The organism is Streptomyces sp. NPDC018610, assembly GCF_044391765.1.
In the GTDB taxonomy this organism is placed as follows: Bacteria; Actinomycetota; Actinomycetes; order Streptomycetales; family Streptomycetaceae; genus Streptomyces.
Genome location: NZ_JBISAL010000002.1, coordinates 114,663 through 140,809, shown reverse-complemented (window position 1 = coordinate 140,809; position 26,147 = coordinate 114,663). Strand labels below are relative to the sequence as shown.

Below are 26,147 nucleotides of genomic sequence, written 5' to 3'. Positions count from 1 at the left end.
ACGGCTGGCGGTCGTCCCAGCAGCACATCGAGCGGCGGGGCGTCACCCGACGGTGTCGTCCGCCGGCACGAGTCCAGACGGGCCCGTGATGACCAGCCCGCAAGCAATCAGCTCCTTGATGTCTGCTTCGAACGCGGCCCGTATGTCGGTCCCGAGTCGCAGCCATCCGAAGAACCGGGCGGTTTCCCTGGCGAGTTCCTCACGACGTAGCCCGGGAGACTCGGACAGCATGCCCAGCAAGGCCACCTGCCGCTCGGCCGGGGGAACGTGCGAGACCTTCTTGCGGTCGAAGTCCGCGCTCGGCGTACGGGCCGTCGTCACCTTACGGTCCGGCAGGTTCCACGCCGTTCCCACCCGCACCGCCAGTTTCTTGCTGCCCAGCCGCGTCAGTGCCTTTCGCACACTGGCCTGCACGATCTGCCCGGCCCGGTCCAGGTCCCAGGCCTCCCGCATCCTGCCGATCAGCACCTCCTCCTCGACGGGGCCCTCGACCGAGACGATGTGACGGGCCACCTCCGCCACCAGGCCGAGCGCCTGGGACTCGCGGAGATCGATGTCGCCGAGCCCCATCTGCATGCCCAGGACACGCCGCAGTTCGTACAGTTCCTCCCGCCGCAGGGCACGGTACGGCCGGCTCCACGTCGAGCGGTCCGACTCCTCGACGGGAACGATCGCGACCTCCGCCGTCGCCGGCTCGGCCGCCGCGGCCGGTTCCGGCTCCGGGTCCGACTGGTGAGGATCGACGGCACACGCGGCCTCGACCGCTTCGCGCAGCCGTCGCTGTGCTTCCTTGCGGTTGCGGTACCAGTCGGTCCCCCAGATCCGGTGAAGACTCCATCCCAGACCGCGGAGAACCTCCTCCCGCAGCCGGTCACGGTCGCGGGCCGCGCGTGAGGAGTGGTACATGGCGCCGTCGCACTCGATACCGAGCGCGTACGAGCCGGGAGCCCCCGGGTGCCGGACCGCCATGTCGATCCGGAAGCCCGCCACACCCACCTGCGGCTGCACGTCGTAGCCCCAGTCGCGCAGCGTGTCGAGCACGTCCTCCTCGAACGGGCTCTCCGGCGCGGCGTCGGCGTCCGGTGCGGCCATCGCCAGGACCGCGGGGCCCTGCTCGGCGTACTGCAGGTACCGCTTGAGGTGCTGCACGCTCTTGTTCGTGCTGTCCGGCAGGTCCGAACCGTGGAAGGACGCCACGACCTCCACCCGGTGACGGGCGCGGGTCACGGCCACGTTCAGACGCCGCCAGCCGCCCTCGCGGTTGATCGGGCCGAACGTGGAGCGCAGCTTGCCCTGAGCGTCAGGGCCGTATCCGACCGACAGGACGATCACATCGCGTTCGTCACCCTGCACCGTTTCCAGGTTCTTCACGAAGAAGCCGCCGAGACGGTCCTCGGTGAAGTACGGGTCGAGATCGGGCCGACCTTGACGCGCCTTGTTGACGGCCTCCTCGACGGCGTCCGCCTGCGCCTTGGAGAGGGTCACGACCCCCAAGGTCAGCCGGGGCCGCGTCGAGAAGTGGTGGATGACCCGTTCAGCCACCAGCTCGGCCTCACGGACGTTGTCACGCCGGTTGCTGCGGTCGTACACGCCGTCGGCCTTGTGGAACGCGACTCCCACGTCGTGGCCGTCCGTCACCGCGCCCGGGAACACGACCATGGAGTTGTCGTAGAACTCGTGGTTGCTGAAGGCGATCAGGTTTTCGTGCCGACTCCGATAGTGCCAGCGCAACGACAGCTCGCGCAGCACTCCGCTGGCCTTGCAGGCGTCCAGGATGGACTCGAAGGAGTCCGGCGTCTCCTCGTCCCACTCGTCGTCCTCGTCGGAGTCGCCTCCGGCGCTGAAGAACGACGTGGGAGGAAGCTGGCGCGGGTCGCCGGCCACGATCAGGGCATCGCCTCGGTAGACCGCGTTCACGGCGTCCTGCGGCAGCACCTGGGAGGCCTCGTCGAAGATCACCACGTCGAAGCGGAAGTCCGCCGGAAGGTATTGACTGACCGTCAACGGGCTCATCATGAAGCACGGCTTGAGTCGCTGCACGACGTCCCGTGTCTCGTCCAGCAGCCGTCGAACCGGCTTGTGCCGCCGCTGCAGCTTCGCCTGACGACTCAGGACGGCCGCCTGTCCAGTCGTCGCCCGGCGGGGGCGCCGGGCGTTGCACGCGGTGATCACCGTGGCGTGGGCGGCCTCCACCAGCCCTCGGTCCAGCCGGCGGTACCGCTCCACCAGCTGATCCCGTTCACTGGCCCGCACCACCGCGAGCCGGCTGTCGGCCGCCATCTGGTGCTCCACCCAGGCGCGCAGCACGGTGCGTTCCACGGCGGCGGGAAACGCGGACGCCGGGATGTCGCGATCCGCCAACTGCGCCGGCAACTCCGCCAGCCCGTAACCGCTGAGGACGTCGTGGGCCTGGGCCGAACGGATCCAGGCGTCCGGTCCGTAGGGATCGTCGGACATACGCCTCAAGAGTGCCTGGGCAGCGGCGAATCCGGCTTCCAGTTCGGCACGGATCTCGGCCGCCCGGGCCGGTTCGAAGCGGCTGGTGAGCACCTCCGTGCGCTCCAGCCAGTCGCGGTGGCGGCGCTCCACCGACGAGTCGGGCTCCGCGCGCAGCAACAGGCGGCCGGCCGCAGGGGGCAGGGGAGCCGCGGAACCCGTGCCGGAGGCGGTGCGCCTGGCCCGGAGGGCCCAGTCCAGGGCGCCGAGGACGGTTTCCTGGGAGGTGCGGACGCCGTCGTAGAGCTCGCCGAGCAGGCGGCGATGTTCCGCCTCGCCGTTCAGGAAGTCCTCCTCGGCGGCGCGCGCCGTCACCACCGCCGCCACCGAGGACCGGGCAGCGCCCAGTGACAGCCGGTCCGCTCCTTCCGTCGGGGAGCCGGTGGCCCGAGCCACCGAGTGGATCAGGGAAGCGGCGTCCTCCAGGGGATCGAGGTGGGCGCGCAGCCAGGTCATGCCCTCGGGAAGGGAGCGGGCCCGCAGCCCGGCGGCGGCAGGGGAGAGGGCGGGACCCTCGGTGAAGGCCTCCCAGTCGGCGCACTGCCTACGCAGACGGCCGGCCGTTTCCAGCAGGCCCGGAACGACGGACCGTCCGGCGCAGAGGGCACGGGCGACACCGCCGCGCCGTCCCGGCTCCGCCAGGACCGGTCCGGCCAGACGGTGGGCGTCGGACGCGGCGGTGAGCGCCGTCGCCAGGGCGGCCGTGCGGGGGCGGCCGCCGGGGGCGTACTCGCCCAGGAGGGCGACCGCTTCCGGAGCGGTCGGCTCCGGACCGGTCCCGCCGTCCGCGACCGACAACCGCACGGCCCGGTGCAGCAGATCCTCCTCCGCCGTTTCGGAGCCGTCGGTGGCCGGCCGGTGATCGAGACGGGTGTCCAGACCGGCGTACCAGGAACACAGGAGTTCCCGGTCATGGGCTTCCTCGGACATGAAAGCGATGTGCTCCCGTTGCGCCGCGTGTGCCGCGCTCACGGCGGCGCGCGCCGAGGCGAGGGTGTGCCCCGCGCCCTTGGCGAACTCCCGGCCCCCGACGTCCTGGACGACGTCGATGTACCGGACGGCGGCTTCCAGGGCCGGCACATGGGCACGCAGCCAAGCGGCGGCTGCTGTCGGCCCGAGCCGGCCGAGAGCCGTGCCGTGCTCGCGCAGCCGCGGTTCCCGCAGCGCCGCCGACCAAGCGCTCAGATCGTTCTCCAACTGCTCGCCCCACTCGGCGAGGGCGCCGTCGGGAACGGATCCGTCAGCCAGTTGTGCGGCGAGACGACGGCGGCGGTCGGGGTCGGCCACCACGGCAGGGGCGAGCCGGTGGGCGTCCTCGGCCTGACGCAGCGCGCCGTCCAGTGCCTCGAGGTCGGGCAGGCCGTCGCCGGCATGGGGACCGAGCAGTTCCGCGTGCTCGGCCACCGCCGCACGCACGGCCCGGTGCGCTTGCCACCAGGCCACCGCCTTGGGCATCTCCTGCTGCAGACCGCTGTTCCAGGAACCTCCGGTGCTGATCCCACCGATGAGCTTCCGGTCGGCCCGAACCTGGGAGGACAACCCGGCCGCGAAGCGGCGGCCGTTTTCCGACAGACGGCGCACCGCGTCGGTCAGGCCGGCGGTGTGAGGCGTGTCGGGACCGAACGCGTCGTGCGCCTCCTGCCGGGCACTGTCGAGGGCGCCCATGAGACGGCGCAGTTCGTCCACGGCGCGGCGCGCCTGCGGCAGCACCGCCGGATCGAACCAGGCGTCCGGGGCTCGGTGCGCGGTGGTCGCCAGCGCGATCAGATCCGCCACGATCCGCGTCCCGGACGCGGTGTCCGGCAGTTCGCAGCCCAGCAGATCCGCTGCCGACGCCGCGCGCTCGGCCGTGCCCAACAGCATGTCCGCGAGGCGTTCGCAGCGAGAGGCGAGCGAGGCGGCCTCGTCCCTGCCGAAGATGGTGACATCGACACCGGGCGGTTCCAGAGCACCGAGTGCGAGTTCCGCCGCCTCCGGCTGTCGGGGCAGGTGGGGCGGCATGTCAGCCCATCCCGGACCGGCATGCTCCTGCGCGATCGTCCGCGCTGCGACCGTGCGGTCACGACGGATGACGAACTCCTCCACCGCGGCAGCCACGATCACGGAAGCCGCCTGCTGCGCGGCGGTGAAACCCTCCGGAGCGAACCAGCGCTCCAGCGGGCGATGCGGGACACCGGACAGTTCCGCCAGATCGCACAGGGCTGTCGCCTCGGCCAGTGAGCCCGGCTCCGCGACACCGAGGGCCCGGGCGAGCTCGCGGGCCGAGACGACGGCGTTCTCCAGCAGGTCCGCGGCGGCCGCTGTGTCCCGTCCGAGATCCTCGGCCTGCCGCTCGGTCAGTCCGGTCAACTCCAGTCCCCGTGGTTCCAGGGAGAGCAGAGCCCGCTCCGCGGCAGGCGGCTCCGGCCGAAGACGTGGAGACACCTCCTGCCAATGGTCACCCACCAGGTCCTGAGCCGACTGCTGGGCACGCCGCACTCGGCGCAGTGCGGTGAGGAAGGACTCGACCGGATCGGTCACGGCGTGCGCGACGTCGACATCGGTGAGCCACCACTCGGGCACGGGCTGCCGTTCGCCCAGCAGGCCGAGCAGCAGGATGAGTCGCTCGACCTGGGCAGACGTCGTGAACGGCGCGCCGTCGGCGTTGAGCGCCTCGTAACCGTCCAGGGCGGACAGAAGTCCGCTCAGGGCCGAGCGAGCTTCCTCCAGCACAGGTCCGGGGTGAGCCTGGTCCGTGCGCAGGCCCCGCCACGGAAAGCCCGGGTCGGCCACGGCCTGCCAGGCGTCCTTGACGGCGTCGGCGGCGCTGAGCACGCATTCCAGATCGGCTGCGGAGAGGGAAGAAGCGTCGAACCGCGCGGGCGTACCGTCACCGGAGGCGGAGAGGTAGGCGACAGGAGCGTCATCGAGACGCCCCACCTGGCCGATGACATCGTGCAGCGTGCGGCCCAGAGGCTGGCGAGTCTCGTTCATCGCGGTGGCGTACGCGGACAGGGCTTCGCGGTCGAGGCGCGCCTGAGCCCTCTCCTGAGCGGGGAGCTCCGAGGCCTGGGGCTGCTCGGAGAGGGCCCGGCCCAGTTCCTGTGCTACGGCCTTACGGCTGGTGTTGCGGCTGTGCAGGGCGAAGGCATAGGAGTCCAGCCCCACCGACTTCAGACGCTGCAGCACGACGTCCAGTGCCGCCGCCTTCTCACTGACGAACAGCACACTGCGACCGGCGTGCATCAGTCCGGCGATGATGTTGGTGATGGTCTGGCTCTTGCCTGTCCCCGGGGGGCCGTCGAGGACGAAGGACCGGCCCGCCACGGCAGCCGCGACGGCCTGCCGCTGCGAGGTGTCCGCGTTCAGGACCAGCGGAGTGTCCTCCGGAGGCGCCAGTTCGTCGACCCGTTCCGCCGGCACTTCCTCGAAGTCGAAGCGGTCGGAGGCGAGGGCCACGCCCGGCCCGATCGCGATCGCGCGCACGAGGTCGCTCGCCAGGAGCCGGTCCTCGTTCTCGAGCAGATCCCGGTACATCGACTCCTTGTGGGAGGCGAAGAGCGCCATGACGACCCGCTCCTCCACCTCCCACTGCGACTTGCCTGACACGGCCTTGCGCACGGCCTCGATCACCGCGGTCACGTCACGGCACTCGGTCTCCGCGACGGGCGCCCAGTCGATGCCGAACTGTTCCAGTTTGATCGGCAGCGCGGGGTTGAGCTGCGGTTCCTCGTCGCTGTTCGCCTGGAGGAGCACCTGACCGGTGGGCGTCCGTACCAGTTCCACGGGGAAGAGGACCAGCGGCGCCTGACTGCTGGTGGCGGCTCCGTCCTCGCGCCAGTGCAGGACGCCGACACCCAGATGCAGGGTCCACAGACCATAGTCGTTGAACACCTGTGTCGCCTTGGAACGCAAGGACCGCAGCGCCCTCTGCAGAGCGGGAGCCGTGGTCTTCGTCGTGACGACGTCGTTCTCACCGGGAGGGGGGAGTTCCGACTCCTCCCCTTCCGCGAGGATTTCGTCCGGAAGTGCCGCGAAGTGCAGGGCGTGGTTCTCCAGCAGGGCCACCAGGGCCGACGGCGAGGGAGCCGTCAACTCCAGCGTGGAAGTGCGGGTGTGTCTGAAGTTCAGCAGGCGGTTGCGTCCGCTGAGGTCCACGAGCGACGTTCGCCAACCCGCGAGGATCGCCTTGAGGCGCTCCAAGTCGCTGTCGCCCCCGAATGCTCCCGGATTGGTCGTCACGGTGTCCCTGCTCTCACGTTGCACTGCTCAGGTCCGGAGAGGGGGACGTGGATTTCCGAGAAGTGTGCGGCAACGCGGGTGGGCCCGACGTTCTCCGACTGATCCCCTCCACGTGCGACATATTCGCCTTGTCGCACGCGCCCCACGGACGGACGGATTCTATGGCGATGTTGTAAAAATCAGAAGTGAGCTTTGGGGTTTTCGCCGCTCAGGTGTTTCATCACCACCTGATGAGCCCGCCACCCGTCCGGGAACTTGGGCGGTACGTCCAGGTACACCGGGCTGCTGCGCGGATGCCGGTCCAGCAGGTCGGTGATGCCCGCGCGGGCGACCACGACGCAGGCGAAGCGGTGGCGGGAGAGGAGGACGCACAGGCGGCCGGTCTCCAGGTGGAAGGCGGAGGCGTCCTGACGGCCGGAGAGCGGGTGCCAGACGAGGGTGACGTCGAACTCGCGGCCCTGCAGACGGTTTGCCGTGTCCACCGTGATCCGCAGCAGGCCGCGCGCCGCGAGCCGGGACCGTACTTCCTCCGCCTGCACCGTGCGTGCCGTGCCGATCGCGATGCGGGACTCGTCGAGCGGCTCGCCGTTCACCAGGGCGCCGCGTTCCAGGAGACGGGCCGCCGTTGCCGCGAGGGCCTCGGCGACCTCCGGGTCGTCGTCCAGGGTGTGCCGGGCCGGCAGCTCCAGCAGGCCCCAGCCCGACTCCGCCGCGCGGGCCAGGACGGCGTCCTCGGGGGTCGCGCGGTGTGCCCGGCTGCCGTAGGCGAGGACGCGGTCCGCGGCCTTCGTGCCCGAGGCGAACGGATAGAAGGGGTAGAACGCCTTCTCCACCAGCGGCGCCGCCATCTCCGGGAGGCGCCAGGACACTGGCAGCTGGTGGCGCTCCAAGTTCTCGTTGTGGGCGAGGGTGACATCGACCGCGTTGCGCAGCGGGTCCCAGCTCAGTCCCTGCCAGCGGTCGGTGTCCACCGTGGCGAACGGGTCCAACTGGCCCGGGTCGCCCACGAACAGGACCCGGGAGTCCTCCGGCCCGAACAGGGGCGCCGTGGCGAGCAGGGCGTCCGACCGCATCTGGTACGCCTCGTCGACGATCGCCCAGCGCCACGGGTCGCACTTGTCGGTGCTCACGTACGACCACTTCTTCGCGGTGGAGACGACTACCGGGAGGTCACGCAGGTCCGTGATCTCCTTGCTGCCGGTCACGTTGGCGTGCCGGCGGACGCGCTCGGGGAGCGTGAAGGTGCTCGCGTGCAGACGGCCGAGGGCCAGGTCCGGATACTCCCGGGCGATGTTGTCGACCAGGTCGTCGACCTGTTCGTTGGTCTGCGCGACGATCATCAACTGGTGTCCGGCCGCCGTGAGGTGACCGGTGGCGCGCTTGACCAGCGTCGACTTGCCCGCGCCGGGCGGGGAGTCGACGACCACGCCCCGGCCGGTAGCCGTGTCCAGGCTTGACAGGATGCCCGCGACCGCCCGGTCGGCGAGTTGGCCCGGCGTGGCCGGGGGTACGGTCCGAAGGGCGGCCGTCATTCCCAGGTCTCCTCTGCGTCCTCGTCGGTCGGTTCGTACGGCTCGGGCGGGCCGCCGTGGGTCCACGGAGTGTCCTCCTCGGAGGGCAGGACGGACGGCATGGCCTTGGGATCGACGGAGGTGTACGTGACCGTCTCGCCGACCTCGGCCAGGGCCCCCGGCAGGGCCGGGGGCTTGCGCGCCCGGTTGAAGCCGCCGTTCAGCTGAATCGTCACCGTGCTGCCGTCACTGTCCGGGACCACCTCCACGATCTCCGCCGGCTGCCCGGGGCGCGAGGGGCACTTGACCTTCGTCCGCGGGGCGACGCGCACCGGCAGCTCGCTGCGTACGGTGATCGTCGGCCGCCATACCGGAGCGCGCGCTCCCGGGACGAAACGGTCCTCGTCCCGGGCCGTGACCACCCCGGTGAAGGCCTCGCCCGCCAGCTCGTACTCCGCCATCACCAACGGGTCGTCGAACGCCCGCTCCGCGTCGTACCGCGCCATGGCCTCCTCCATGCGCGCGAGGCGGCGGGCCGCGCCCACGGCGTGGTCACGGCGGGCCTGAGGACGGCCGTCGTTGTCGAGGTAGGTCGCGTACTCGGTGAACTGCCGCCGGTCGTACGTCCACCGTTCGGCCACGTGCGCGCCCACGGGCAGCTCGCGCAGCAGATCCACCCCGCGCCACACCAGCTCCCAGGTCGGCAGCATCTGGCCGCGCAGCTCGCGGTCGATCTGGCGGCCCACGGCCTCCCTGCCGCGGTCGTCACCTGCCTCGTCGTAACGGGACATCAGGTCGTGCAGCGTCCGGTCGAAAACGGGATCCGTCGCCGGTCCGGCCGGCGGGAAGCGCAGCGGTTCCTCCGCCTCCCGGGCGGCCTGCGCGCCGGTCTGTCCGTCGGGCGGGGCGATCCAGGCGAGCAGCGAGGCGAGATGGGAGTCCTCGGCCGGGCTCTGGCCGGTCGCCCAGTGCGAGGAGAGCAGCCGGGTCATGGCCTGCAGCAGACAGGAACCGGGGAACTCCGCTCGGTCCGCGAACCAGGTCAGCCACTTGCCGAGGGCGGGCACGGACAGGTCCACGGCGTACGGTCCCTCGACGGCGCGCAGCCGCGTCAGCCGGCCCAGCAGCCGGACGTACGCGATGCCCTCGCCGCTCGGCACCAGGAGCTGGGGCGCGCGCAGGAAGCGTCGGCGCTCCTCCTTGTCGGCGCCGCGGCCCACGGTGTACGTCTCCGTCTCCGCCGTACGGCACTCCTCGATGTACGGCAGCAGCAGCGCGGCGAGGCGCTCGACGAAACGGAACCGCTCTGCCCGGTCCCGCGGCTGACGTACCGTCAGCAGGACCGGCCGCTGCGGATCGGTGCCGGCGAGGGCGGCGAGCGGGGCGCACGCTTCCCCGGCGAGGGTGAGCGGGATCAGGACGAAGGGGCGCTCGTCCAGATGTGCGTGGCGTACCGTCGTCAGCCGCTCGGCGCGGCCCGTCTCGGTGGCCCGGAGCGAGGCCACGGCGGCGAGTGCGCTCATGCGACATCACCCCGGCGCAGACGGCGCAGTCGCTCGGCGGCGCGCAGCCGGCCGATGGCCGCGGCCTCGGCGGAGCCCGGCGCGTGCACGCCGTCCAGGTAGGCGAGGGCGGTGCGGGTGGAGTCGACGCCCGGGAGCGCGCTGCGCACGGTACCGCCCAGCCGGGTGGGGGAGGCGCACGCGGTGGCCTCGTCGCGGCAGTAGCGGGCCATTTCGCAGAAGGACAGGCAGTCGGGCGTGTAGGAGGCGTCCAACGTGCCCACCGAGGAGCCCAGTTCGTCCGTGTCACGGTCGGTGTCGAGGGTCGCGGAGGGCGGCAGCGCCTGCGCCAGGTCGTCGGCGCGACGCAGCCGGGTCAACTGAAAGCGCAGGGCGTCGAGTTCCTGACGCAGGTCCACCATGCGGCCGTAGGGACGGTTGGAGAAGTCCTTGGGGCAGATGAGGAGGAACTCGTGGGCGATCTGTCCGGCGTCGAGACCGAGGGCCTCGAAGGCGCGGTGCAGGGCGAGGACGGACACGGCCGCCTGCTTGGCGGTCTGTGCGACGGCCGTCGGGTTCGCCTGCCCGTCGATCGCGGGGAAGGAACGGATCTCGACGACGTAGAACTTCCCGCCGACGCGGTGGGTCAGGGCCTGCGGCTCCAGATAGGCCGTCTGGCCGGCGACCTCCAGGGTCAGCACGGGCCGGTCGAGGATCAGCCGTTCGTCGCCGCCGGAGGCCAGGCGGGCCAGCAGGCTCCGGGTCTCCTTCGCCCGCCGGGCCAGGGAGACGTCGCCGCCCACCTCGTTCAGATCGGTGACGCCGGCCTCCTCCACGGGCACGTCGAGCTGTTCGCGCAGCAGTCGGATGAGTTCGGCGTAGCCGCCCCACTTCACCAGAGCTTCGAACGCCTGCTCCCGCGCTATGGCGAAGGGTGACTGACCGAAGCGCGGCTCGTAGCCCATGCGCTGGGCGAGCAGGGCCTTGTCGACTCCGGCCGCGTCCAGCACGGCGCGGCGGGAGCACGCCGGGTTGGCGGTCAGGGCGGTGATCTTGCGTGCGGTGTACGGCTGCGGGGGGCGCGGCCCGCGCAGGGCGGCGAGCCGGCCGCCGGAAGGCTCAACGGGGTGCTGCGGAGACATTTTCTCTTCTTACGCGGTGGACACGGTCTTCTGGCACGGTGCTGTGCGATGCGGCCCCGGTGGTCCCGTGAGGCCGCTCCGGGCTCCTTCCGCCGGGTGTCAGCGGCTCGCGCCGCCCGCGTCGCGCAGGGCATTGTGCAGTGGCGCGGCGCCGAACAACTGCTGGGTGTCGCTGAGGCGGGTGCGTGCGCGGTCCGCGGCGGCACCCCGCTCGGCGTCGTCGGACTCCTGGTGGACCGCGGCCTCGGTGTGCGCCGCGGAGATCACCCGGGCCGGATCGAGGTCGTCGTTGTCGTACGCGCCGGGGATGTTGAGCGCGAAACGGCGCAGCAGTTGCCAGGCGGCGTCGGACGGCGGGTGGCCGGCCCCGGTGAGCCGCTGGATCTGCTCGGCGGTGCCGATGGCATGGGTGAGGAAGTCGACGCGCGGGCTGAGCGGGCCGATCACGCGCCGCTCCAGGGGCCAGACCGACACGGCCAGCAGTCCGCGCGCGGGAGTGAGCCGGTCGTGGGTGAGGGCCGCGCAGATGTAGTACGGACGGGCGTACCCCTGCGCGCTGAAGGACCGTTCCTCGTCGCGGCGGAGCGAGGCGAGCTTGGTGGCGACGAGGGGTTCGCTGAAGAAAGCCTCGTAAACGGAGGAAATGAGTTTGGGGGCGGCCGGTGCGCCGAGCAGGGTGAGTGACTGGTGCACCTGCTCACGGACGGGGACGGCTCCATGAAGGGAGCGCTTCTCGCGTGTGGCCGACCGCGAGGGCGGTGCCGCGGGGGCCCTCCGGGGAGGGGCTGCGAGGGGCGGGACCCGCTGCTCGCCGGCTGCGGTCTCGGTCGCTTCCTCGGCGTCCAACGCCTTCTCCCAGGCGGCCTCCGCCTCGCGCAGTTCACCGCGGATACGGGACACGGCGGCCGCGTCACGGGCGCGGCGTGCCTCACGCAGCCGGGCACGCAACTCCGACAGCCGCTCTTCCAGATCCTCCAGCGATGCGGTCATGCGGGCAGCGTACCGTCTCGGCCATTCAATTCCAAGATGCTCCAACCTTTTCCAAAGTTGTGCGCTATGCTCGGTCACCCGGCGCATCCGAAGCCTCGGTTGGGCCGACTCGGCCGTGCGCTTCGGCCGACGGGGGGAGGGATCGGCGGACGCCACCGCAGGGTGCGGTGGCCGCATCACCGACACGACCCGCCACTCGGCCTCCGGTACCGGACGCGGGATCCGCGACCACCGGACAGCGCCGCACAGCCACGGAACCTCACGACGGCGACAGGCCGCCGACCGCCGGACGGCCGTCCCGTCGGGCAGCGACTCGTCTCAGGCGCCACGCGTCAGCCACCACCTGGCGCGCACCACGGAAACGGAGCACACCATGACCTTCCAGCAGCCCGTCCCGCAGTCCGACAACGGCGCCCAGGGCCCGTTCGGCCTCGGCACGCCCACCGGCCCCGTACAGCCGGCCCGCAGCCGTAAGCAGTGGCTGAAGTACGGCGCGGTCGCCCTGGTCTCCCTGTTCATCGGAGTCGGCATCGGCAACAGCGGCGGCTCGGCGGGGGCGGCGGACGAGGAATCCGCCGACGCGAAGGCCGCGCCCCGGCCGACGGTCACCGTCACCGAGACCGCCAAGGCGGGCAAGGGCGACACCGCCCCCGCGCCCACCGTCACCAGGACGGTGACCGCCAAGCCTCAGAAGACGGAGGAGTCCGGCCCGGCGACCAGCTTCTCGGGCGAGGGGGAGTACGTGATCGGCGAGGACATCAAGGCCGGCACCTACAAGACCGCCGGCCCCGACAACCAGTTCGGCTGCTACTGGGAACGGGCCAAGGACGCCAGCGGCGAGTTCTCCTCGATCATCGCCAACAACAACCTCCAGGGGCCCGGGCGGGTCACGCTGAACAAGGGCGAGTACTTCAAGACCAACGGGTGCGAGAAGTGGAAGAAGGTGGGTTGAGCGCTCGGGCAGGGCGCTCCCGCTCCGCGCGGCCGCGAACCCACGACCGGCGGGACGTCCCCTGGATGTGTGTGGTCGAGGTGAGGGCTAGGTGATGTTCATGTGGACGGTTAACCTGTCGGGGTGTACGACATGACCGATCCGGTCGCCGCCCGCCGAGCGGCGATAGCCGCCGAGAGAGAACGCCTGGCGCGCGAACGTGAGCGACGACGCAGCCGCACTCCGGGCGGCACGAGCGGGTTCGCGCAGCGCAAGTGGCGATGGCTCGGAGTCAACGGCGGTGAAGCGGTCCAGACCGTAGTGGAACTGCTGAAGGACGTCGAGCCGCTGGCCACCCTGACGGATGACCAGCGCGCCACCGTCCAACAGGCCCTGGCGGGCACACCGGACCGGGAAACCCTGCTTCCGGCAGTCCGCGCCGGGCTCGTCGAACTCGCGCCCGAAGCCGTGCTCCAGCACCTGCGGAGCCTCTGGGCGGCGGATGTGCACTGGCTCAACGAGGCGGGTCTCGCCCGGTGTCGCGTCCTGTGCTCGACCGCACCCGGGCTGCAGCTGATCGGCACGAGGACTCGCGCGGTCTCGGGTGGTCCGGCGTTCTCCCTGTTCGTCACCGCCGCGACGCGTGGCGCGATCCCTTTGCCCAACGCTGTTCTGGCGGACGTCCTCCCCTGGTCGCCGCTGTCCGTCATCGACGACCTCGTGGACCACGGCGGTCTGCTGCCGGAGGACGAACCCTGGGAAGCGCGCGGCGAGGAGGAAGCGCTGTACCTGAGGGCCCGGCTCGCTCCCAGGACGGTCCAGCCGCAGGAAGCCGAGCGCCTCGGCTGGGAGGGCTTTCTGCGCCGCCGCGCCTTCCTCAGCGGCGAGACCATCGTGCGGCAGGAGCCCGAGGACGTCTGGGATCTGCTGTACGACGTCGTGCGTGACGTCCACCTGCCGTCACTGGACGCCTTGGACGCGGCTCTGCCACGCGCCCAGCAGATCCAACTGCGGGACCTGAAGTCAGGTGCGACGCACGGCCAGTGGAGCGCCGAGACGGTTCGGGACAGGGGCCTGTGGAAGCTGATGGCCGCCCTGTGGCGGCCGAGCGAAGCCGTCGAGCCGTGGCGCAGCGACTTCTACGCCCTGGTCGCCCTCAACCGGGCCTACGACCTGCTGAGATCCGGTCACCTGGACAAGGCCGGGCGCCAGGCCAAGTCGTTCCTGCAGAAGCAGGGGCAGGGCCCGCTGTCGGCGGAAGTGATGTGCGAGGCGTACACCATCGCCGCCTATGTCGCCGCCGCCACGTCCGTCAGCGCGGAGACCGACCGGGCCGCCCGGGAAAGGCTCGCGCTGGCGGAGGAGTACGCGGTCAAGGCCGCGGAGAACGGTGGCCCCGCGGCGGAACGCAATCTCGCGCACGTCCGCACCTGGAAGGCGACCCCGAAAAACAACCGGGGACCGTTGACGAACCCGTTCCTGGAAGTCGGCCTGGACCATGGGGCGGAGGGCTGGGAAGCGCACTGCCGGGCCTTGTACCGGCACTACGAGGAGCAGGGCGATCAAGCGGGCCAAATGCGGCTCAACGCGGCGCAGGACCGTCTGGACGAGGCCCTTCGCCACGAGTCCGCATTCGACGTCTTCTTCCAGGTACCCCTCGACAGGTCCCGGTACGTGCTGCCGGACGCCGTCCCGAGGCAGTTGGTGCCGGCGCTGGAGCCGTTGGCCCGGCGGACGCCGCTCACCAGCGGCGCGGAACTCGAGTCCATCCGGGTCCGGGCCGCCGTCGAACTCCTCGACGACTTCCGCAGCACCGCACCGCACCTCGACCGTCACGGGCCCCGCTCCTGACGGCCGATTCCACCGACGACGCACGATCCGAGCGAGGCAGAACCAGCTCATGGCTCACCAAGGGCAGACCGCGGCCCAGCGCGGCAAGAAGAAGATCGCAACGGTTCCCAAGAATCGGCGAGCGGGGCGTATCTGCCCGCACTGTGGGCAGATACAGCCGGGCGAAGGGCCTGCGGTCGCCCCGCACAAGCCCGGGGGACTGAGTCGCCGCAGGGCGAAGGTGAGGGAAACGGGACAGGCGCCCACTGGGGCGGCGCAACGCCCTGCCCCCGAACCCGTCGACGCCAAGACCATCATCCAGGGAGTCGTCGAACGCGTCCCCGCGGTACTGCGAGCGGAGAACCTGGCCGAGGAGGCGCCGGCCACCGCCCTGAACATGGCCGTGCGCAAGGCGGTGCTCGACGAGTTCCGCACCCGCGCCCAGTTCGCCGGACGCCTCGCCGAGACGGACGCGCTGGTGTGGGCGCAGGCGGACCACGGGGGTGACCTGCTCGGCGGGGCGCTGCGGGAACACCTGCGGGAACTGCGGATCCTGAGAGTGACCGAACCGCAGGCGGGAGACCGCTTCGTCGTCACGGAGGGCGAGGGAGAGGCGTTCGAGGTGCTACGCCCCGCATACGTGGACGAGCTGACCGGCAAGGTGATTCTCGCCGGGCATCTGCGGCGCGTGCCGGCACCCGACATGGCAGTGGGGGAGGACAGGTGACGACCGGCATCGACTTCGGCACCACCAACTCTGTGGTGGCCCAGTGGAACGGCGAGTACGTCGAAGTCCTGGAACTCGGCGCTCAGGGACTCGACGCGGACTGGGAGCGTCCGGGCTTCGAGAAGCTGTACCCGTCCGTGGTGGGCACCAGTTCCCTGCGCGCGGGAGCACTGTTCGGCTGGGAGGCCAAGCTCCGGTCCGAGGAGGCCGTCGAGGCGTGCAAGCGGCTGCTGCGCGAAGAGCCCCTCGTGACGGTCGGAGGGCGGCGGTTCGCCGCGACCACCGCTGCCGCCGGCGTCTTCAGGTCCATGGCCCGGGCCGCCGAGGAGGAGGCGGCGACCGAAGTCCGGGAAGCCGTGATCACGGTGCCCGCCAACGCCACCGGAGCGGCCCGCTTCCGTACCCGGGAAGCGGCCCGAGCGGCCGGCATCAAGGTCAAGACGCTGCTCAACGAACCCACGGCCGCCGCCATCGCGTACGCGCACGCCCTTGAGGAGGACGGCGAGTTCCTCGTCTTCGACTGGGGCGGCGGAACGATGGACGCCACGCTGCTGCTGCACGACGGCGGCTTCTTCGACGAGAAGGCCAGCCGGGGCGTGAACCGGCTCGGCGGGCTGGAGATCGACGCGCGGCTGCGCAAGATGGTCCTGGACCGGGCGCCGGCGCGCAGGAACTGGACGGAGTCCGAGAAGCGCAAGTTCAACCTCGACATCGAGCGCAGCAAGATCCGGCTGTCCACCGAGGAGTCCGTGCGCATCCCGACTCCCGACGGACAGGCCGTGGAGATCGGCCAGGACGAGTTCTCCGCCGCGATCCAGGACCTGATCAGCCGCTGCCTCGATCCCGTGGAGGAGTGCCTGGAGCAGGCCCGCATCGATCCGGGCGACCTCACGGCCGTGCTGATGATCGGCGGAAGCAGCCAGATCCCGGCCGTGCGCGAAGCCGTGTCCGAGGCGCTCGACTGCGAACTGGTCGCCCCGGCCCTGTGCGATCCGATGACGGCGGTGGCCGAGGGCGCCGCGATCGCCGCCGCTGCCATGGACGGCGAACTGCGGAGCATCATCCGCGTCGTCAACACTCACGCGCTGGGCACCGTCACCAAGGACCGTCAGGGCAAGCGGGCGTTCAGCGCCCTGATCGACCGCAACCAGCGGCTGCCGCAGCAGCGGGTCAAGTCCTACCAGCCCTCCAGGGACGGGGTGTCCAGACTGACCGTCGAGGTGTGGGAAGGGGACCCCGACCGGCCCGTCGACCACCCCGACAACGTCAAACTCACCGAGCTCGTGCTCGCCTACCCGCGGCGGTCCCAGGCGCAGGACGGTGTCTTCGACCTGGAGTACACCTACAGCAAGGAAGGGCTGCTTTCGGTCAAGGCCACCCTGCAGAAGACGGGAGAGGTCATCCTCGACGACGAGGTGAAGGTCTTCGGCGACAGCACGGTCCCTCCGGAGATCGAGAAGGAGCTCGACGAGCTCTTCGAGCTGCGCACGACCGGCCGGGAGGCATCCCGGCCCTCCCGCCCCCAGCACGCCGCGAACACATCGTCACCCGTGGTGCAGCGAACGGACGGAACGGGGCGGGCCCCCGCTCCCAGCCCCGCCGCTATGGCGAAGGCGGCCGCGGCGCGCGGGAAACCCGCTCCGCCCCTGGTCGTGGACGGCTCCAACCTCGCGTGGAACGGGCGCCCGCCCCGTGCTGCCGGGGGCCGGCCCAGCTTCCAGGCGCTTCAGGCCGCCGTCAAGTCGCTGCGGTACAAGAACCCCGACCGGGACATCCACGTCGTCGTTGACGCCACACTCCGGCACGATGTCGTGCCCGAAGAGCGCCACTTGGTCGAGGAGGCGATCGCCGCGAACTCCGTTGTGCAGCCACCCGCGGGCACGGAGGGCCGAGGGGACGCGCTCGTGATCAGCATCGCGGGCGAGGTCGACGGAGTGATCGTCTCCAACGACAACTTCGCTCCCTTCCAGAAGGCCAACCCGTGGCTCCTCGACGACGGGCGCGTGCTGGGAGCCACCTATTCGCAGGGGCTCTGGTTCTTCAACCCGCGCAGGCCGAACGCGGCGGCACCGATCGGGCCGCGCCGCTGAGGGTGTGAGCTCGGCCGGAAGGCACCGTATCGCCGGCCCGAGGTCTTGCGCCGGGTCTCTCAGGCCTCGACCAGGGCCCCTGAGAAGAGCTGTTCGGCCGCGTTGCCGTGTCGTGGTCGCTGCACGAAGGAAAATCCGTGGCTCTTCGACAGCGCTTTTCGTACTGTCGACACGGCATCGCGCGCACCGCCTCGGTGCGGTACGTGACTTCGTGACAGGAGAAGGGGAACGACGATGTGCATCACCGCCGCCGTCGTCCCCCCGTCGCGGTTCGAGGTGATCCTGGTGTCTTCGTTTCTCCGGTGCCCGCTGCGCGGCCGGCACCGGAGAAACGTGTCGAGCGGATCCTCTACGCCACCGGCACCACGCACAAGCGGGGCGAGGTGCATGAGGGGACGACCGTCACCGACTTCGACCCCCAGGAGCGCGAGCGCGGGATCACCATCTTCTCGGCCTGCCGTCAGCTGCACCTGGGACGGGCACCGGATCAACCTCATCGACACCCCGGGGCACGTCGACTTCACCGACGAGGTGGAGCGGTCGCTGCGGGTGCTTGACGGCGCGGTGGCCGTGTTCGACGCCGTCGCCGGTGTGGAGCCGCAGAGCGAGTCGGTGTGGCGGCAGGCGGACCGGCACGGCGTGCCCCGGATCGCGTTCGTCAACAAGATGGACCGGGCCGGGGCGGATCTGGACTCCGCCGTGGCGTCCATCCGGGAGCGGCTGCACCCGGCCCCGCTGGCCGTGCAGTCGCCCATCGGGGCGGAGGACGGCTTCCGCGGTGTCGTGGACCTCGTGCACATGCGCGCCCTCGTCTGGGACGACGACGGCGGTGCCGCGGACGTCGGTCCCGTGCCGGACGCCCTCCGCGAGGAGACCGCGTACCGGCGGCGGGCTCTCGAAGAGGCGGTCGCCGAACTGCATCCCGGCGCGCTGGAGGAGTTCTGCGCGACGGAGACGCTCAGCGACGCCACCCTCTCCGGCGCGCTGCGTGAGCTGACCCGGACCGGTGACGGCGTCGTCGTGCTGTGCGGCTCCGCCTACCGCAACCGCGGGATCGAGCCGTTGCTCGACGCCGTCGTGGCCTTCCTGCCCTCGCCACTCGACGTGCCCCCCGTGCGGGGCGCGTACGGCGACGGGGGCGACGAATCGAGGCGCGAGGAGCGGACCGCCGATCCCGGCGTCCCGTTCGCCGCGCTCGCCTTCAAGGTGAACGTGACGCCCACGGGGCGGCTGACCTACCTCCGTGTGTACTCGGGGACGATCGGAAAGGGAGACACCGTGTGGGACGCCACCGCGCGGCGCACCGAGCGCATCGGGCGGATCCTGCGCGTCCACGCCGACCGTCGGACGCCGCTCGAACGCGCGCTCGCCGGCGACATCGTCGCCGTGGTCGGGCTGAAATCCGCCCGGGCCGGCTCGACCCTGTGTGACCCCGCCGCCCCGCTCGCCCTCGAACCGCCCGGCACGGCCGAGCCGGTGGTGTCGGTCGCCGTCGAGGCTCGCCGGAGCGCCGACATCGACCGGCTGGCCCCGGCCCTCGTCCGGCTCGCCGAGGAGGATCCCTCGCTGGTCGTGCGCACCGACCCCGAGACCGGGCAGAACGTGCTCTCGGGGATGCGCGAACTGCACCTGGAGGTGGCCGTGGAGACGTTGCGCCGCACGCACGGGCTCGACGTCCAGGTCGGCAGGCCGCGGGTGGCGTTGCGCGAGACCGTCGTCGGCGGGGTGTCGGGTCTCGTCTTCCGGCACGTCAAACAGGACGGCGGGGCGGGGCAGTTCGCCCACGTCGTGCTCGACGTCGAGCCCCTCGGACCGGCCGACCATGTCGATGCGGAGCGGTCGTCGTCGGCGGGCGGGTGCCGCGCGAGTACGTCCGGGCGGTCGAGGCCGGGTGCCGCGACGCGCTGACCGAGGGGCCGCTCGGCGGTCATCCGGTGACCGGTGTGCGGGTGACCCTGACCGACGGCGCGACCCATGTGAAGGACTCCTCGGAGACGGCCTTCCGCGCGGCGGGGCGGCTCGGTCTGCGGCAGGCGCTGCGTGCCTGCGCGATGCGCCTGCTGGAGCCGGTCGCCGAGGTGACGGTGACGGTGCCCGAGGACGCCGTGGGCGGTGTGCTCGGCGATCTCGCCGCACGGCGCGGCCGGATCTCCGGCCACGTCGCGCGGACCGGTACGGCGGTGATCACCGCCACCGTGCCGCCGGCCGAACTCTTCGGCTACGCGACCCGGTTGCGCGGCCGGACCCAGGGCCGGGGCACCTTCACGACCCGTCCGGCGGGCTACGCCCCCGCGCCGGTCCCGGCGTCCGGCTTCGCGTCGGCGTCGGGGTCGGCGTCCGGGTCGGGGACGGCGTCCGGGTCCGCCTCCGCGTCCGGGTCCGCGTCGGCGTAGGCCCGGCTCGGCCCCGGCTCGGTCCCGCCTCCGGCCGGAGAGCCGATCCCCGGACCAGCCGCCCTCCAAGTGCCCTCAGGCCGGGTCCTCTCCTGCGCGGGAGGGCCCGGCCCCACCTTCCCCACTCCCCGCCCCATCCGCGCCCCAACATCTCCGCCAGGTTCAGGAATTGAACGATCCCCCTCTTGAGAGCGCTCTCTCACCCGTGACATCCTCCTCCGCGTGAAGGGAGTGTCAGGAGAGGTGGTGCGAGTCGCGTCACGAGCTGATGATCGAATCGCGGTCCCCGGTCGTCGTCGGCGAGTCGGGACGGCTCACCTCCGGGCCCTCGTGCGGGCCGTCGATACCCAACCGTTGCACTGGCACCCGGTCGTTGTTCCGTCGCAGGTCAGACGCGTCGAGTGGCCCGTATGTCCCCGGCACGGGGGCCTCCGTCCGTGTCGCGGGCCGATTCACCGCTGCCGCATCCCTTGACGGACCTGCTTCGGAAGGTTTAACTCACGTCCTAAATTAAGCCATGAGGTGCTTCGGAAGTCGAACGGGGACACACGCTCCCCTCAGCGTCCCGGGGTGCCCTCGGGTCTTTCGACTCCCGGAAAGGGACACCAGGAGCCATGCGCAGCATCCGAGCCGCGGCCGTAGGCGCCGTCACCATGTCTCTCGCCCTTGCCGCCTCGGCCTGCGGAGGCGGTTCGTCGACCGGCGGCGGGTCCAACGACAAGCCGAAGACGCTCACTTACTGGGCCTCCAACCAGGGCACCAGCATCGCGGTCGACAAGCAGGTCCTCCAGCCCGAGCTCGACAAGTTCGAGAAGCAGACGGGCATCAAGGTCAAGCTGGAGGTCGTGCCCTGGTCGGATCTGCTGAACCGGATCCTGACCGCGACCACGTCGGGTCAGGGCCCCGACGTCCTGAACATCGGCAACACCTGGAGCGCCTCCCTGCAGGCCACCGGGGCGCTGCTGCCGTGGGACGCGAAGAACTTCGACAAGATCGGCGGCAAGGACCGCTTCGTCGACTCGGCCCTCGGCTCCACCGGGGTCCAGGGCAAGGACCCGGCCGCCGTACCGCTGTACTCGATGGCGTACGCGCTCTACTACAACAAGAAGATCTTCGCCGACGCCGGCATCGCCAAGCCGCCCGCCACCTGGGACGAGCTGGTCGCCGACGGCAAGAAGATCCAGGCCAAGGGCAAGCAGGTCCTCGGCGCCGAGGGCGCCAACGTCTCGGAGAACATCCACCACGTCTTCGTCTTCGCCAAGCAGCACGGCGCCGACTTCTTCAGCGCCGACGGCAAGCCCGACTTCGCCAACGACGGCGCGGTCGCGGCGGTCGAGCAGTACGTCGACCTGATGGCCAAGGACAAGGCCATCCCGCAGGGCAACGCCGAGTACGCGCAGAACCAGTCCGTCAGCGACTTCGCCAAGGGCCGGACGGCGATGCTGCTGTGGCAGTCGGCCTCCGCCAACCTCAAGAACCAGGGCATGAGCGACGACGCCTACGGCATCGCACCGGTGCCCGTTCAGTCCGGAGCCCCCGGCGCCGGCGCCCAGGTGAACTCGATGGTGGCCGGCATCAACATGGCGGTCTTCAACAACACCCACAACATCGACGGCGCGACGAAGTTCGTGAAGTTCATGACCAGCGACGCCGAGCAGAAGATCCTCAACAAGGCGTACAGCACCATCCCGCCGGTCAAGGGAGCCCAGTCGGACCCGGCCTTCAACACCCCGGCCAACGCGGTCCTGAAGAGCACCCTCGCCACCAGCGCCGCCGCGCTGCCCCAGGTGGCCACCGAGTCCCAGTTCGAGACGACGGTCGGCACGGCCGTCAAGGAACTCTTCGCCGACGCCGCCGCCGGCCGCGCGGTGACCACCGAGTCGGTGAAGGCGAAGCTCCTCAAGGCCCAGCAGCAGATGCCGGCGAAGTGAGCGAGATGACCACCACCGTTCCCACGGACACGGGGGCGAAGGCGCGGTCCGCACGCAAGGTCCCCGGTGGGGCGGCGCGCGGCCCGCGCCGCCCCACCGGCCGGCTGCGCCGCGTGTCGCTGCCGTACCTGCTCCTGCTGCCCGCCCTGCTCCTCGAACTCCTCGTCCACCTCGTGCCGATGGTGATCGGCGTCGTGGTGAGCTTCAAGGAGCTCACCCAGTTCTACATCCGCGACTGGAGCACCGCGCCCTGGAGCGGCCTCGACAACTACCGCATGTCGGTGGACTTCGACGCGCCCGTCGGGGAGGCGCTGCTCCACTCCTTCTTCGTCACCGTCGCCTTCACCCTGCTCTCGGTCGGCCTGTGCTGGCTCATCGGCACCGCGGCGGCGATCTTCATGCAGGACGCCTTCCGGGGCCGCGGCCTGCTGCGCGCGCTGTTCCTGGTGCCGTACGCGCTGCCCGTCTACGCCGCCGTCATCACCTGGGTGTTCATGTTCCAGCACGACAACGGCCTGGTGAACCACGTCCTGCACGACCAGCTGCACCTCACCGACAAGCCGTCCTTCTGGCTGATCGGCGACAACAGCTTCGTCGCGCTGCTCGTGGTGTCGGTGTGGAAGGGCTGGCCGTTCGCCTTCCTCATCGTCACGGCCGGACTGCAGAACATCCCGCGCGAGCTGTACGAGGCCGCCGCGCTCGACGGCGCCGGCGTCCGGCAGCAGATCCGCCGGATCACCCTGCCCTCGCTGCGCCCGGTCAACCAGGTGCTGGTGCTGGTGCTGTTCCTGTGGACGTTCAACGACTTCAACACGCCGTACGTCCTGTTCGGCCGGTCCGCCCCGGAGGCCGCGGACCTGATCTCGGTCCACATCTACCAGGCGTCCTTCGTCAGCTGGAACTTCGGCACCGGCTCGGCCATGTCGGTCCTGCTGCTGCTGTTCCTGCTGGTGGTGACGGGCGGCTATCTGCTGGTGACCTCCCGGGGAAGGAAGACGGCCGATGTCTAGCGCCACGACGTCCGGCCGGAGGGCCGTCCCCCGCTCGCCGATGGCGACACCGCGCTCGTTCCTGTGGGCCCGGCGGATCTTCCTGACCCTGCTGGCCGGCTTCGTCCTCGTCCCGGTCTACGTCATGGTCTCCAGCTCGCTGAAGCCGTTGCAGGACGTGTCGGGCAAGTTCCGCTGGCTGCCCAGCCGTCTGACCTTCCGGCCGTACATCGACATCTGGTCGACGGTGCCGCTCGCGAAGTACTTCGTGAACTCGCTGATCGTGGCGGGCGCGGCCACCGTCTGCTCGGTGGTGATCGCGGTGTTCGCGGCGTACGCCGTCAGCCGCTACTCCTTCCGCGGCAAACGTGTCTTCACGGTCACCGTCCTGTCGACGCAGATGTTCCCCGGCATCCTCTTCCTCCTCCCGCTGTTCCTCCTCTACGTCAACATCGGCAACGCCACCGGCATCGCCCTGTTCGGCTCCCGCGGCGGCCTCATCCTGACGTACCTCACCTTCTCCCTGCCGTTCTCCATCTGGATGCTGATCGGCTACTTCGACTCGGTGCCGCGCGATCTGGACGAGGCGGCCATGGTCGACGGCTGCGGCCCGCTCGGCGCGCTGCTGCGCGTCGTCGTGCCGGCCGCGGTCCCCGGCATCGTCGCGGTCGCCGTCTACGCCTTCATGACCGCCTGGGGCGAAGTGCTCTTCGCCTCCGTCATGACCAACGACGACACCCGCACCCTCGCCGTGGGCCTGCAGGGCTACTCCACGCTCAACGACGTGTACTGGAACCAGATCATGGCCGCCTCGCTCGTCGTCAGCGTGCCCGTGGTCGCCGGCTTCCTGCTGCTCCAGCGCTATCTCGTCGCCGGGCTGACGGCGGGCGCCGTCAAGTGACCGGCCTTCCCGATCCCGAAGGGACTCCTGTGACCATCGACCTCGCCGCCCTCCCGCACGACTTCCTGTGGGGCACGGCCACCTCGGCCTACCAGATCGAGGGCGCCGTCGCCGAGGACGGCCGCTCGCCGTCCATCTGGGACACCTTCTCCCACACTCCCGGAAAGATCGACAACGACGACCACGGCGACACCGCCTGCGACCACTACCACCGCTGGCGCGAGGACATCGGCCTGATGCGGCGACTGGGCGCCAACGCCTACCGGTTGTCCATCGCCTGGCCGCGCGTGCTGCCCGGGGGCGACGGACCGGTGAACCCCAAGGGCCTCGCCTTCTACGACGAGTTGGTCGACGGTCTGCTGGCGGCCGGCATCACCCCGTCCGTCACGCTCTACCACTGGGACCTCCCGCAGGTCCTCCAGGACCGGGGCGGCTGGCCCGAGCGGGACACCGCCGAGCGCTTCGCCGACTACGCCGCGGTCGTCGCCGACCGCCTGGGCGACCGGGTAACCCACTGGACCACCCTCAACGAGCCGTCCTGCTCGGCCTGGATCGGCCACCTCGAGGGCAAGATGGCGCCCGGCCTCACCGACCTCACCGCGGCCGTCCGCGCCTCCTACCACCTGCTGCTGGGCCACGGCCTGGCGGTCCGGGCGATCCGCGCCGCCGCGCCGAACGCCAAGGTCGGCATCGTCAACAACCTCTCCACCGTCTTCCCCGCCACCGACCGGCCGGAGGACGTCGCGGCGGCGCGCCGGCACGACGGCCACGTCAACCGCTGGTGGCTGGACCCCGTCCACGGCCGCGGCTTCCCCGCCGACATGCGCGAGGTCTACGGCGTCGAACTCCCCGAGCGCGCGGGCGACCTGGAGACCATCGCCGCCCCGCTCGACTGGCTGGGCCTGAACTACTATTTCCCCGCCCACATCGCCGACGACCCCACCGGCCCCGCCCCGTACGTGCGCGCCGTGCGCCGCCCGGACGTGCCGCGCAGCGGGATGGACTGGGAGATCGACGCCGACGGCATCGAGACGCTGCTGCTGCGCCTGACCGACGAGTACGGCGCCCGGAAGCTGTACGTCACCGAGAACGGCTCCGCCTTCCCGGACGTCGTCCGCCCCGACGGCGCCGTCGACGACCCCGAGCGCCAGGACTACCTGGTCAAGCACCTGGCCGCCTGCGCCTCCGCCGCCCGCAAGGGCGCCCCGCTGGCCGGCTACTTCGCCTGGTCGCTGCTGGACAACTTCGAGTGGGCGTACGGCTACGACAAGCGCTTCGGCCTCGTCCACGTCGACTACTCGACCCAGGCCCGCACCATCAAGGGCAGCGGACACCGGTACGCGGAGATCGTGCGCGCGCACCGGGAGGGGGAGCGGAAGGCGGCGTAGTCGGGCCGCCGACGCCGGCGCCCCGGTGGGCGGGTGCGCAGCGCCCCGCCCACCGGTGACCGGCACGTCGTCACGTCGGCGCCACCGTGCGCGCCGGGCGCGCGTTGCCGTCCGGCGCCTTCGCCGGGACGGGCCCGGCGGAGGGGGAGCGGTCAGCGGTCCTTGCGGGCCACGCCCCCGTAGATGCCGATGGGCGGGGCGCCGCGCTCCAGGGGTTCGTCCGGGCGCCAGTCCGTGACCTTGACCAAGCCGGGGTCGACGAGCGTGAAGTCGCCGAAGAGGTCGGCGACTTCGGCGTGCGTCCGCAGGTTCAGGGTGGCGGTGGCCTTGTTGTAGACGGCGGCGGCGTCCTCGCGCCGGTCGTCGTGGACGTCGCCCGTGGCGTGCGAGAGCACGAGGTAGGACCCGGTGGGCAGCGCGTCGCGCAGGGTGGCGACGACGCCCGCCGGGTCGTCCGCCTCGGAGAGGAAGTGCACGACGGCCACCAGCAGCAGCGCCACCGGCCGGTCGAAGTCGATGACCCGCCGCACCTCGGGGTGTTCGAGGACCGCGCGGGGGTCCCGCAGGTCGACCAGGACGACGGAGGTGCCGCCGGCGCCGTCCAGCAGCGCCATCGAATGGGTGCTGACGATCGGGTCGTTGTCGACGTAGGCGATGCGGGTGTCGGGGGCGACGGCCTGCGCGACCTGGTGCACATTGGGCTCGGTGGGCAGACCCGTGCCCACGTCCAGGATCTGCCGGACGCCCCCCTCGGCCACGACGTGCCGCACGGCGCGGTGCATGAAACGCCGGTTGGCGAGCACCCCCGCCCGCACTTCGGGCGCCACCTTCATGAACTGCTCGGCGGCCAGCTGGTCGACCTCGTAGTTGTCCTTCCCGCCGAGGAAGTAGTCGTACATCCGGGCAGGGTGCGGTTTGCTCGTGTCGATCGCGTACGGCTGGGCGGCGCCGCTTTCACCGCTGCTGAGGGAGGTCATGGATGCCTGGCTCCGTCGTGAACTCGCGTCCCGCCGCCGGTCGCACGGGGGGTGAGGGGCTGTCAGGGCATCATCTTCGCATCCCCCGGAGCCCGCCGGGTGATCTTCCGCGCCGTCGGGCCGCGGCC

The 26,147-nt window shown here is 71.2% G+C and carries 14 protein-coding genes and 1 pseudogene; 9 read left to right on the top strand and 6 right to left on the bottom strand.

Going from position 1 to position 26,147, the window contains the following annotated elements:
- Positions 1–42 precede the first annotated feature (42 nt).
- The 5 genes from ACH5A8_RS06115 to ACH5A8_RS06095 form a co-directional block, all read right to left on the bottom strand.
- Positions 43–6,717 carry a DUF3320 domain-containing protein gene (locus ACH5A8_RS06115; protein ID WP_398998499.1) on the bottom strand — a complete coding sequence of 2,225 codons (6,675 nt, stop codon included), beginning with the start codon at positions 6,715–6,717 and terminating at the stop codon, positions 43–45.
- A gap of 179 nt (positions 6,718–6,896) precedes the next feature.
- A complete protein-coding gene (locus ACH5A8_RS06110; protein ID WP_398998497.1) occupies positions 6,897–8,249 on the bottom strand; it encodes an AAA family ATPase in 1,353 nt (450 codons plus the stop codon).
- On the bottom strand, positions 8,246–9,751 hold the full coding sequence (locus ACH5A8_RS06105) for a hypothetical protein (protein WP_398998495.1): 1,506 nt from the start codon (positions 9,749–9,751) through the stop codon (positions 8,246–8,248). The genes ACH5A8_RS06110 and ACH5A8_RS06105 overlap by 4 nt, the downstream gene beginning before the upstream one ends.
- Complete coding sequence (locus ACH5A8_RS06100) at positions 9,748–10,872, bottom strand: hypothetical protein (protein ID WP_398998493.1); 1,125 nt, start codon at positions 10,870–10,872, stop codon at positions 9,748–9,750. Before ACH5A8_RS06100 ends, ACH5A8_RS06105 begins: the two co-directional genes overlap by 4 nt.
- Positions 10,873–10,971: 99 nt before the next feature.
- On the bottom strand, positions 10,972–11,862 hold the full coding sequence (locus tag ACH5A8_RS06095) for a hypothetical protein (RefSeq protein WP_398998490.1): 891 nt from the start codon (positions 11,860–11,862) through the stop codon (positions 10,972–10,974).
- Positions 11,863–12,235: 373 nt separating this feature from the next.
- Between ACH5A8_RS06095 and ACH5A8_RS06090 the strand changes: the two genes are divergently transcribed.
- From ACH5A8_RS06090 to ACH5A8_RS06050, 9 genes and pseudogenes are all read left to right on the top strand, one after another.
- Entirely contained in the window at positions 12,236–12,814 is a 579-nt protein-coding gene (locus ACH5A8_RS06090; RefSeq protein WP_398998488.1) for a hypothetical protein, read from the top strand.
- A gap of 132 nt (positions 12,815–12,946) precedes the next feature.
- Entirely contained in the window at positions 12,947–14,644 is a 1,698-nt protein-coding gene (locus ACH5A8_RS06085; protein WP_398999750.1) for a hypothetical protein, read from the top strand.
- Positions 14,645–14,864: 220 nt separating this feature from the next.
- Complete coding sequence (locus ACH5A8_RS06080; protein ID WP_398998486.1) at positions 14,865–15,350, top strand: hypothetical protein; 486 nt, start codon at positions 14,865–14,867, stop codon at positions 15,348–15,350.
- A complete protein-coding gene (locus tag ACH5A8_RS06075) occupies positions 15,347–17,440 on the top strand; it encodes an Hsp70 family protein (RefSeq protein ID WP_398998484.1) in 2,094 nt (697 codons plus the stop codon). The genes ACH5A8_RS06080 and ACH5A8_RS06075 overlap by 4 nt, the downstream gene beginning before the upstream one ends.
- A gap of 338 nt (positions 17,441–17,778) precedes the next feature.
- Positions 17,779–19,833, top strand: a pseudogene (fusA, locus tag ACH5A8_RS06070) (elongation factor G); the annotation flags it as partial.
- 614 nt (positions 19,834–20,447) lie between these two features.
- Positions 20,448–21,764 (top strand): ABC transporter substrate-binding protein, encoded by a 1,317-nt coding sequence (locus ACH5A8_RS06065; protein ID WP_398998482.1) that lies wholly within the window; start codon positions 20,448–20,450, stop codon positions 21,762–21,764.
- A gap of 5 nt (positions 21,765–21,769) precedes the next feature.
- Positions 21,770–22,774 (top strand): carbohydrate ABC transporter permease, encoded by a 1,005-nt coding sequence (locus tag ACH5A8_RS06060; protein ID WP_398998480.1) that lies wholly within the window; start codon positions 21,770–21,772, stop codon positions 22,772–22,774.
- Positions 22,767–23,654: a carbohydrate ABC transporter permease gene (locus tag ACH5A8_RS06055; RefSeq protein ID WP_398998478.1), complete on the top strand. Its 888-nt coding sequence runs from the start codon at positions 22,767–22,769 to the stop codon at positions 23,652–23,654. The genes ACH5A8_RS06060 and ACH5A8_RS06055 overlap by 8 nt, the downstream gene beginning before the upstream one ends.
- Before the next feature lie 29 nt (positions 23,655–23,683).
- Positions 23,684–25,042, top strand: coding sequence for a GH1 family beta-glucosidase (locus ACH5A8_RS06050; protein ID WP_398998476.1), 1,359 nt, complete (start codon positions 23,684–23,686; stop codon positions 25,040–25,042).
- Between the two features lie 152 nt (positions 25,043–25,194).
- Here the strand turns inward: ACH5A8_RS06050 and ACH5A8_RS06045 are convergent, their stop codons facing one another.
- Entirely contained in the window at positions 25,195–26,019 is an 825-nt protein-coding gene (locus ACH5A8_RS06045) for an SAM-dependent methyltransferase (RefSeq protein WP_398998474.1), read from the bottom strand.
- Between the last annotated feature and the right edge of the window lie 128 nt (positions 26,020–26,147).

What these genes read in the sequence shown, in the direction of transcription:
- ACH5A8_RS06110 (WP_398998497.1), bottom strand. Translation starts at nt 8,249, where the DNA reads ATGACGGCCGCCCTTCGGACCGTACCCCCGGCCACGCCGGGCCAACTC.
- ACH5A8_RS06105 (WP_398998495.1), bottom strand. Translation starts at nt 9,751, where the DNA reads ATGAGCGCACTCGCCGCCGTGGCCTCGCTCCGGGCCACCGAGACGGGC.
- ACH5A8_RS06100 (WP_398998493.1), bottom strand. Translation starts at nt 10,872, where the DNA reads ATGTCTCCGCAGCACCCCGTTGAGCCTTCCGGCGGCCGGCTCGCCGCC.
- ACH5A8_RS06095 (WP_398998490.1), bottom strand. Translation starts at nt 11,862, where the DNA reads ATGACCGCATCGCTGGAGGATCTGGAAGAGCGGCTGTCGGAGTTGCGT.
- ACH5A8_RS06090 (WP_398998488.1), top strand. Translation starts at nt 12,236, where the DNA reads ATGACCTTCCAGCAGCCCGTCCCGCAGTCCGACAACGGCGCCCAGGGC.
- ACH5A8_RS06085 (WP_398999750.1), top strand. Translation starts at nt 12,947, where the DNA reads ATGACCGATCCGGTCGCCGCCCGCCGAGCGGCGATAGCCGCCGAGAGA.
- ACH5A8_RS06065 (WP_398998482.1), top strand. Translation starts at nt 20,448, where the DNA reads ATGCGCAGCATCCGAGCCGCGGCCGTAGGCGCCGTCACCATGTCTCTC.
- ACH5A8_RS06060 (WP_398998480.1), top strand. Translation starts at nt 21,770, where the DNA reads ATGACCACCACCGTTCCCACGGACACGGGGGCGAAGGCGCGGTCCGCA.
- ACH5A8_RS06055 (WP_398998478.1), top strand. Translation starts at nt 22,767, where the DNA reads ATGTCTAGCGCCACGACGTCCGGCCGGAGGGCCGTCCCCCGCTCGCCG.
- ACH5A8_RS06045 (WP_398998474.1), bottom strand. Translation starts at nt 26,019, where the DNA reads ATGACCTCCCTCAGCAGCGGTGAAAGCGGCGCCGCCCAGCCGTACGCG.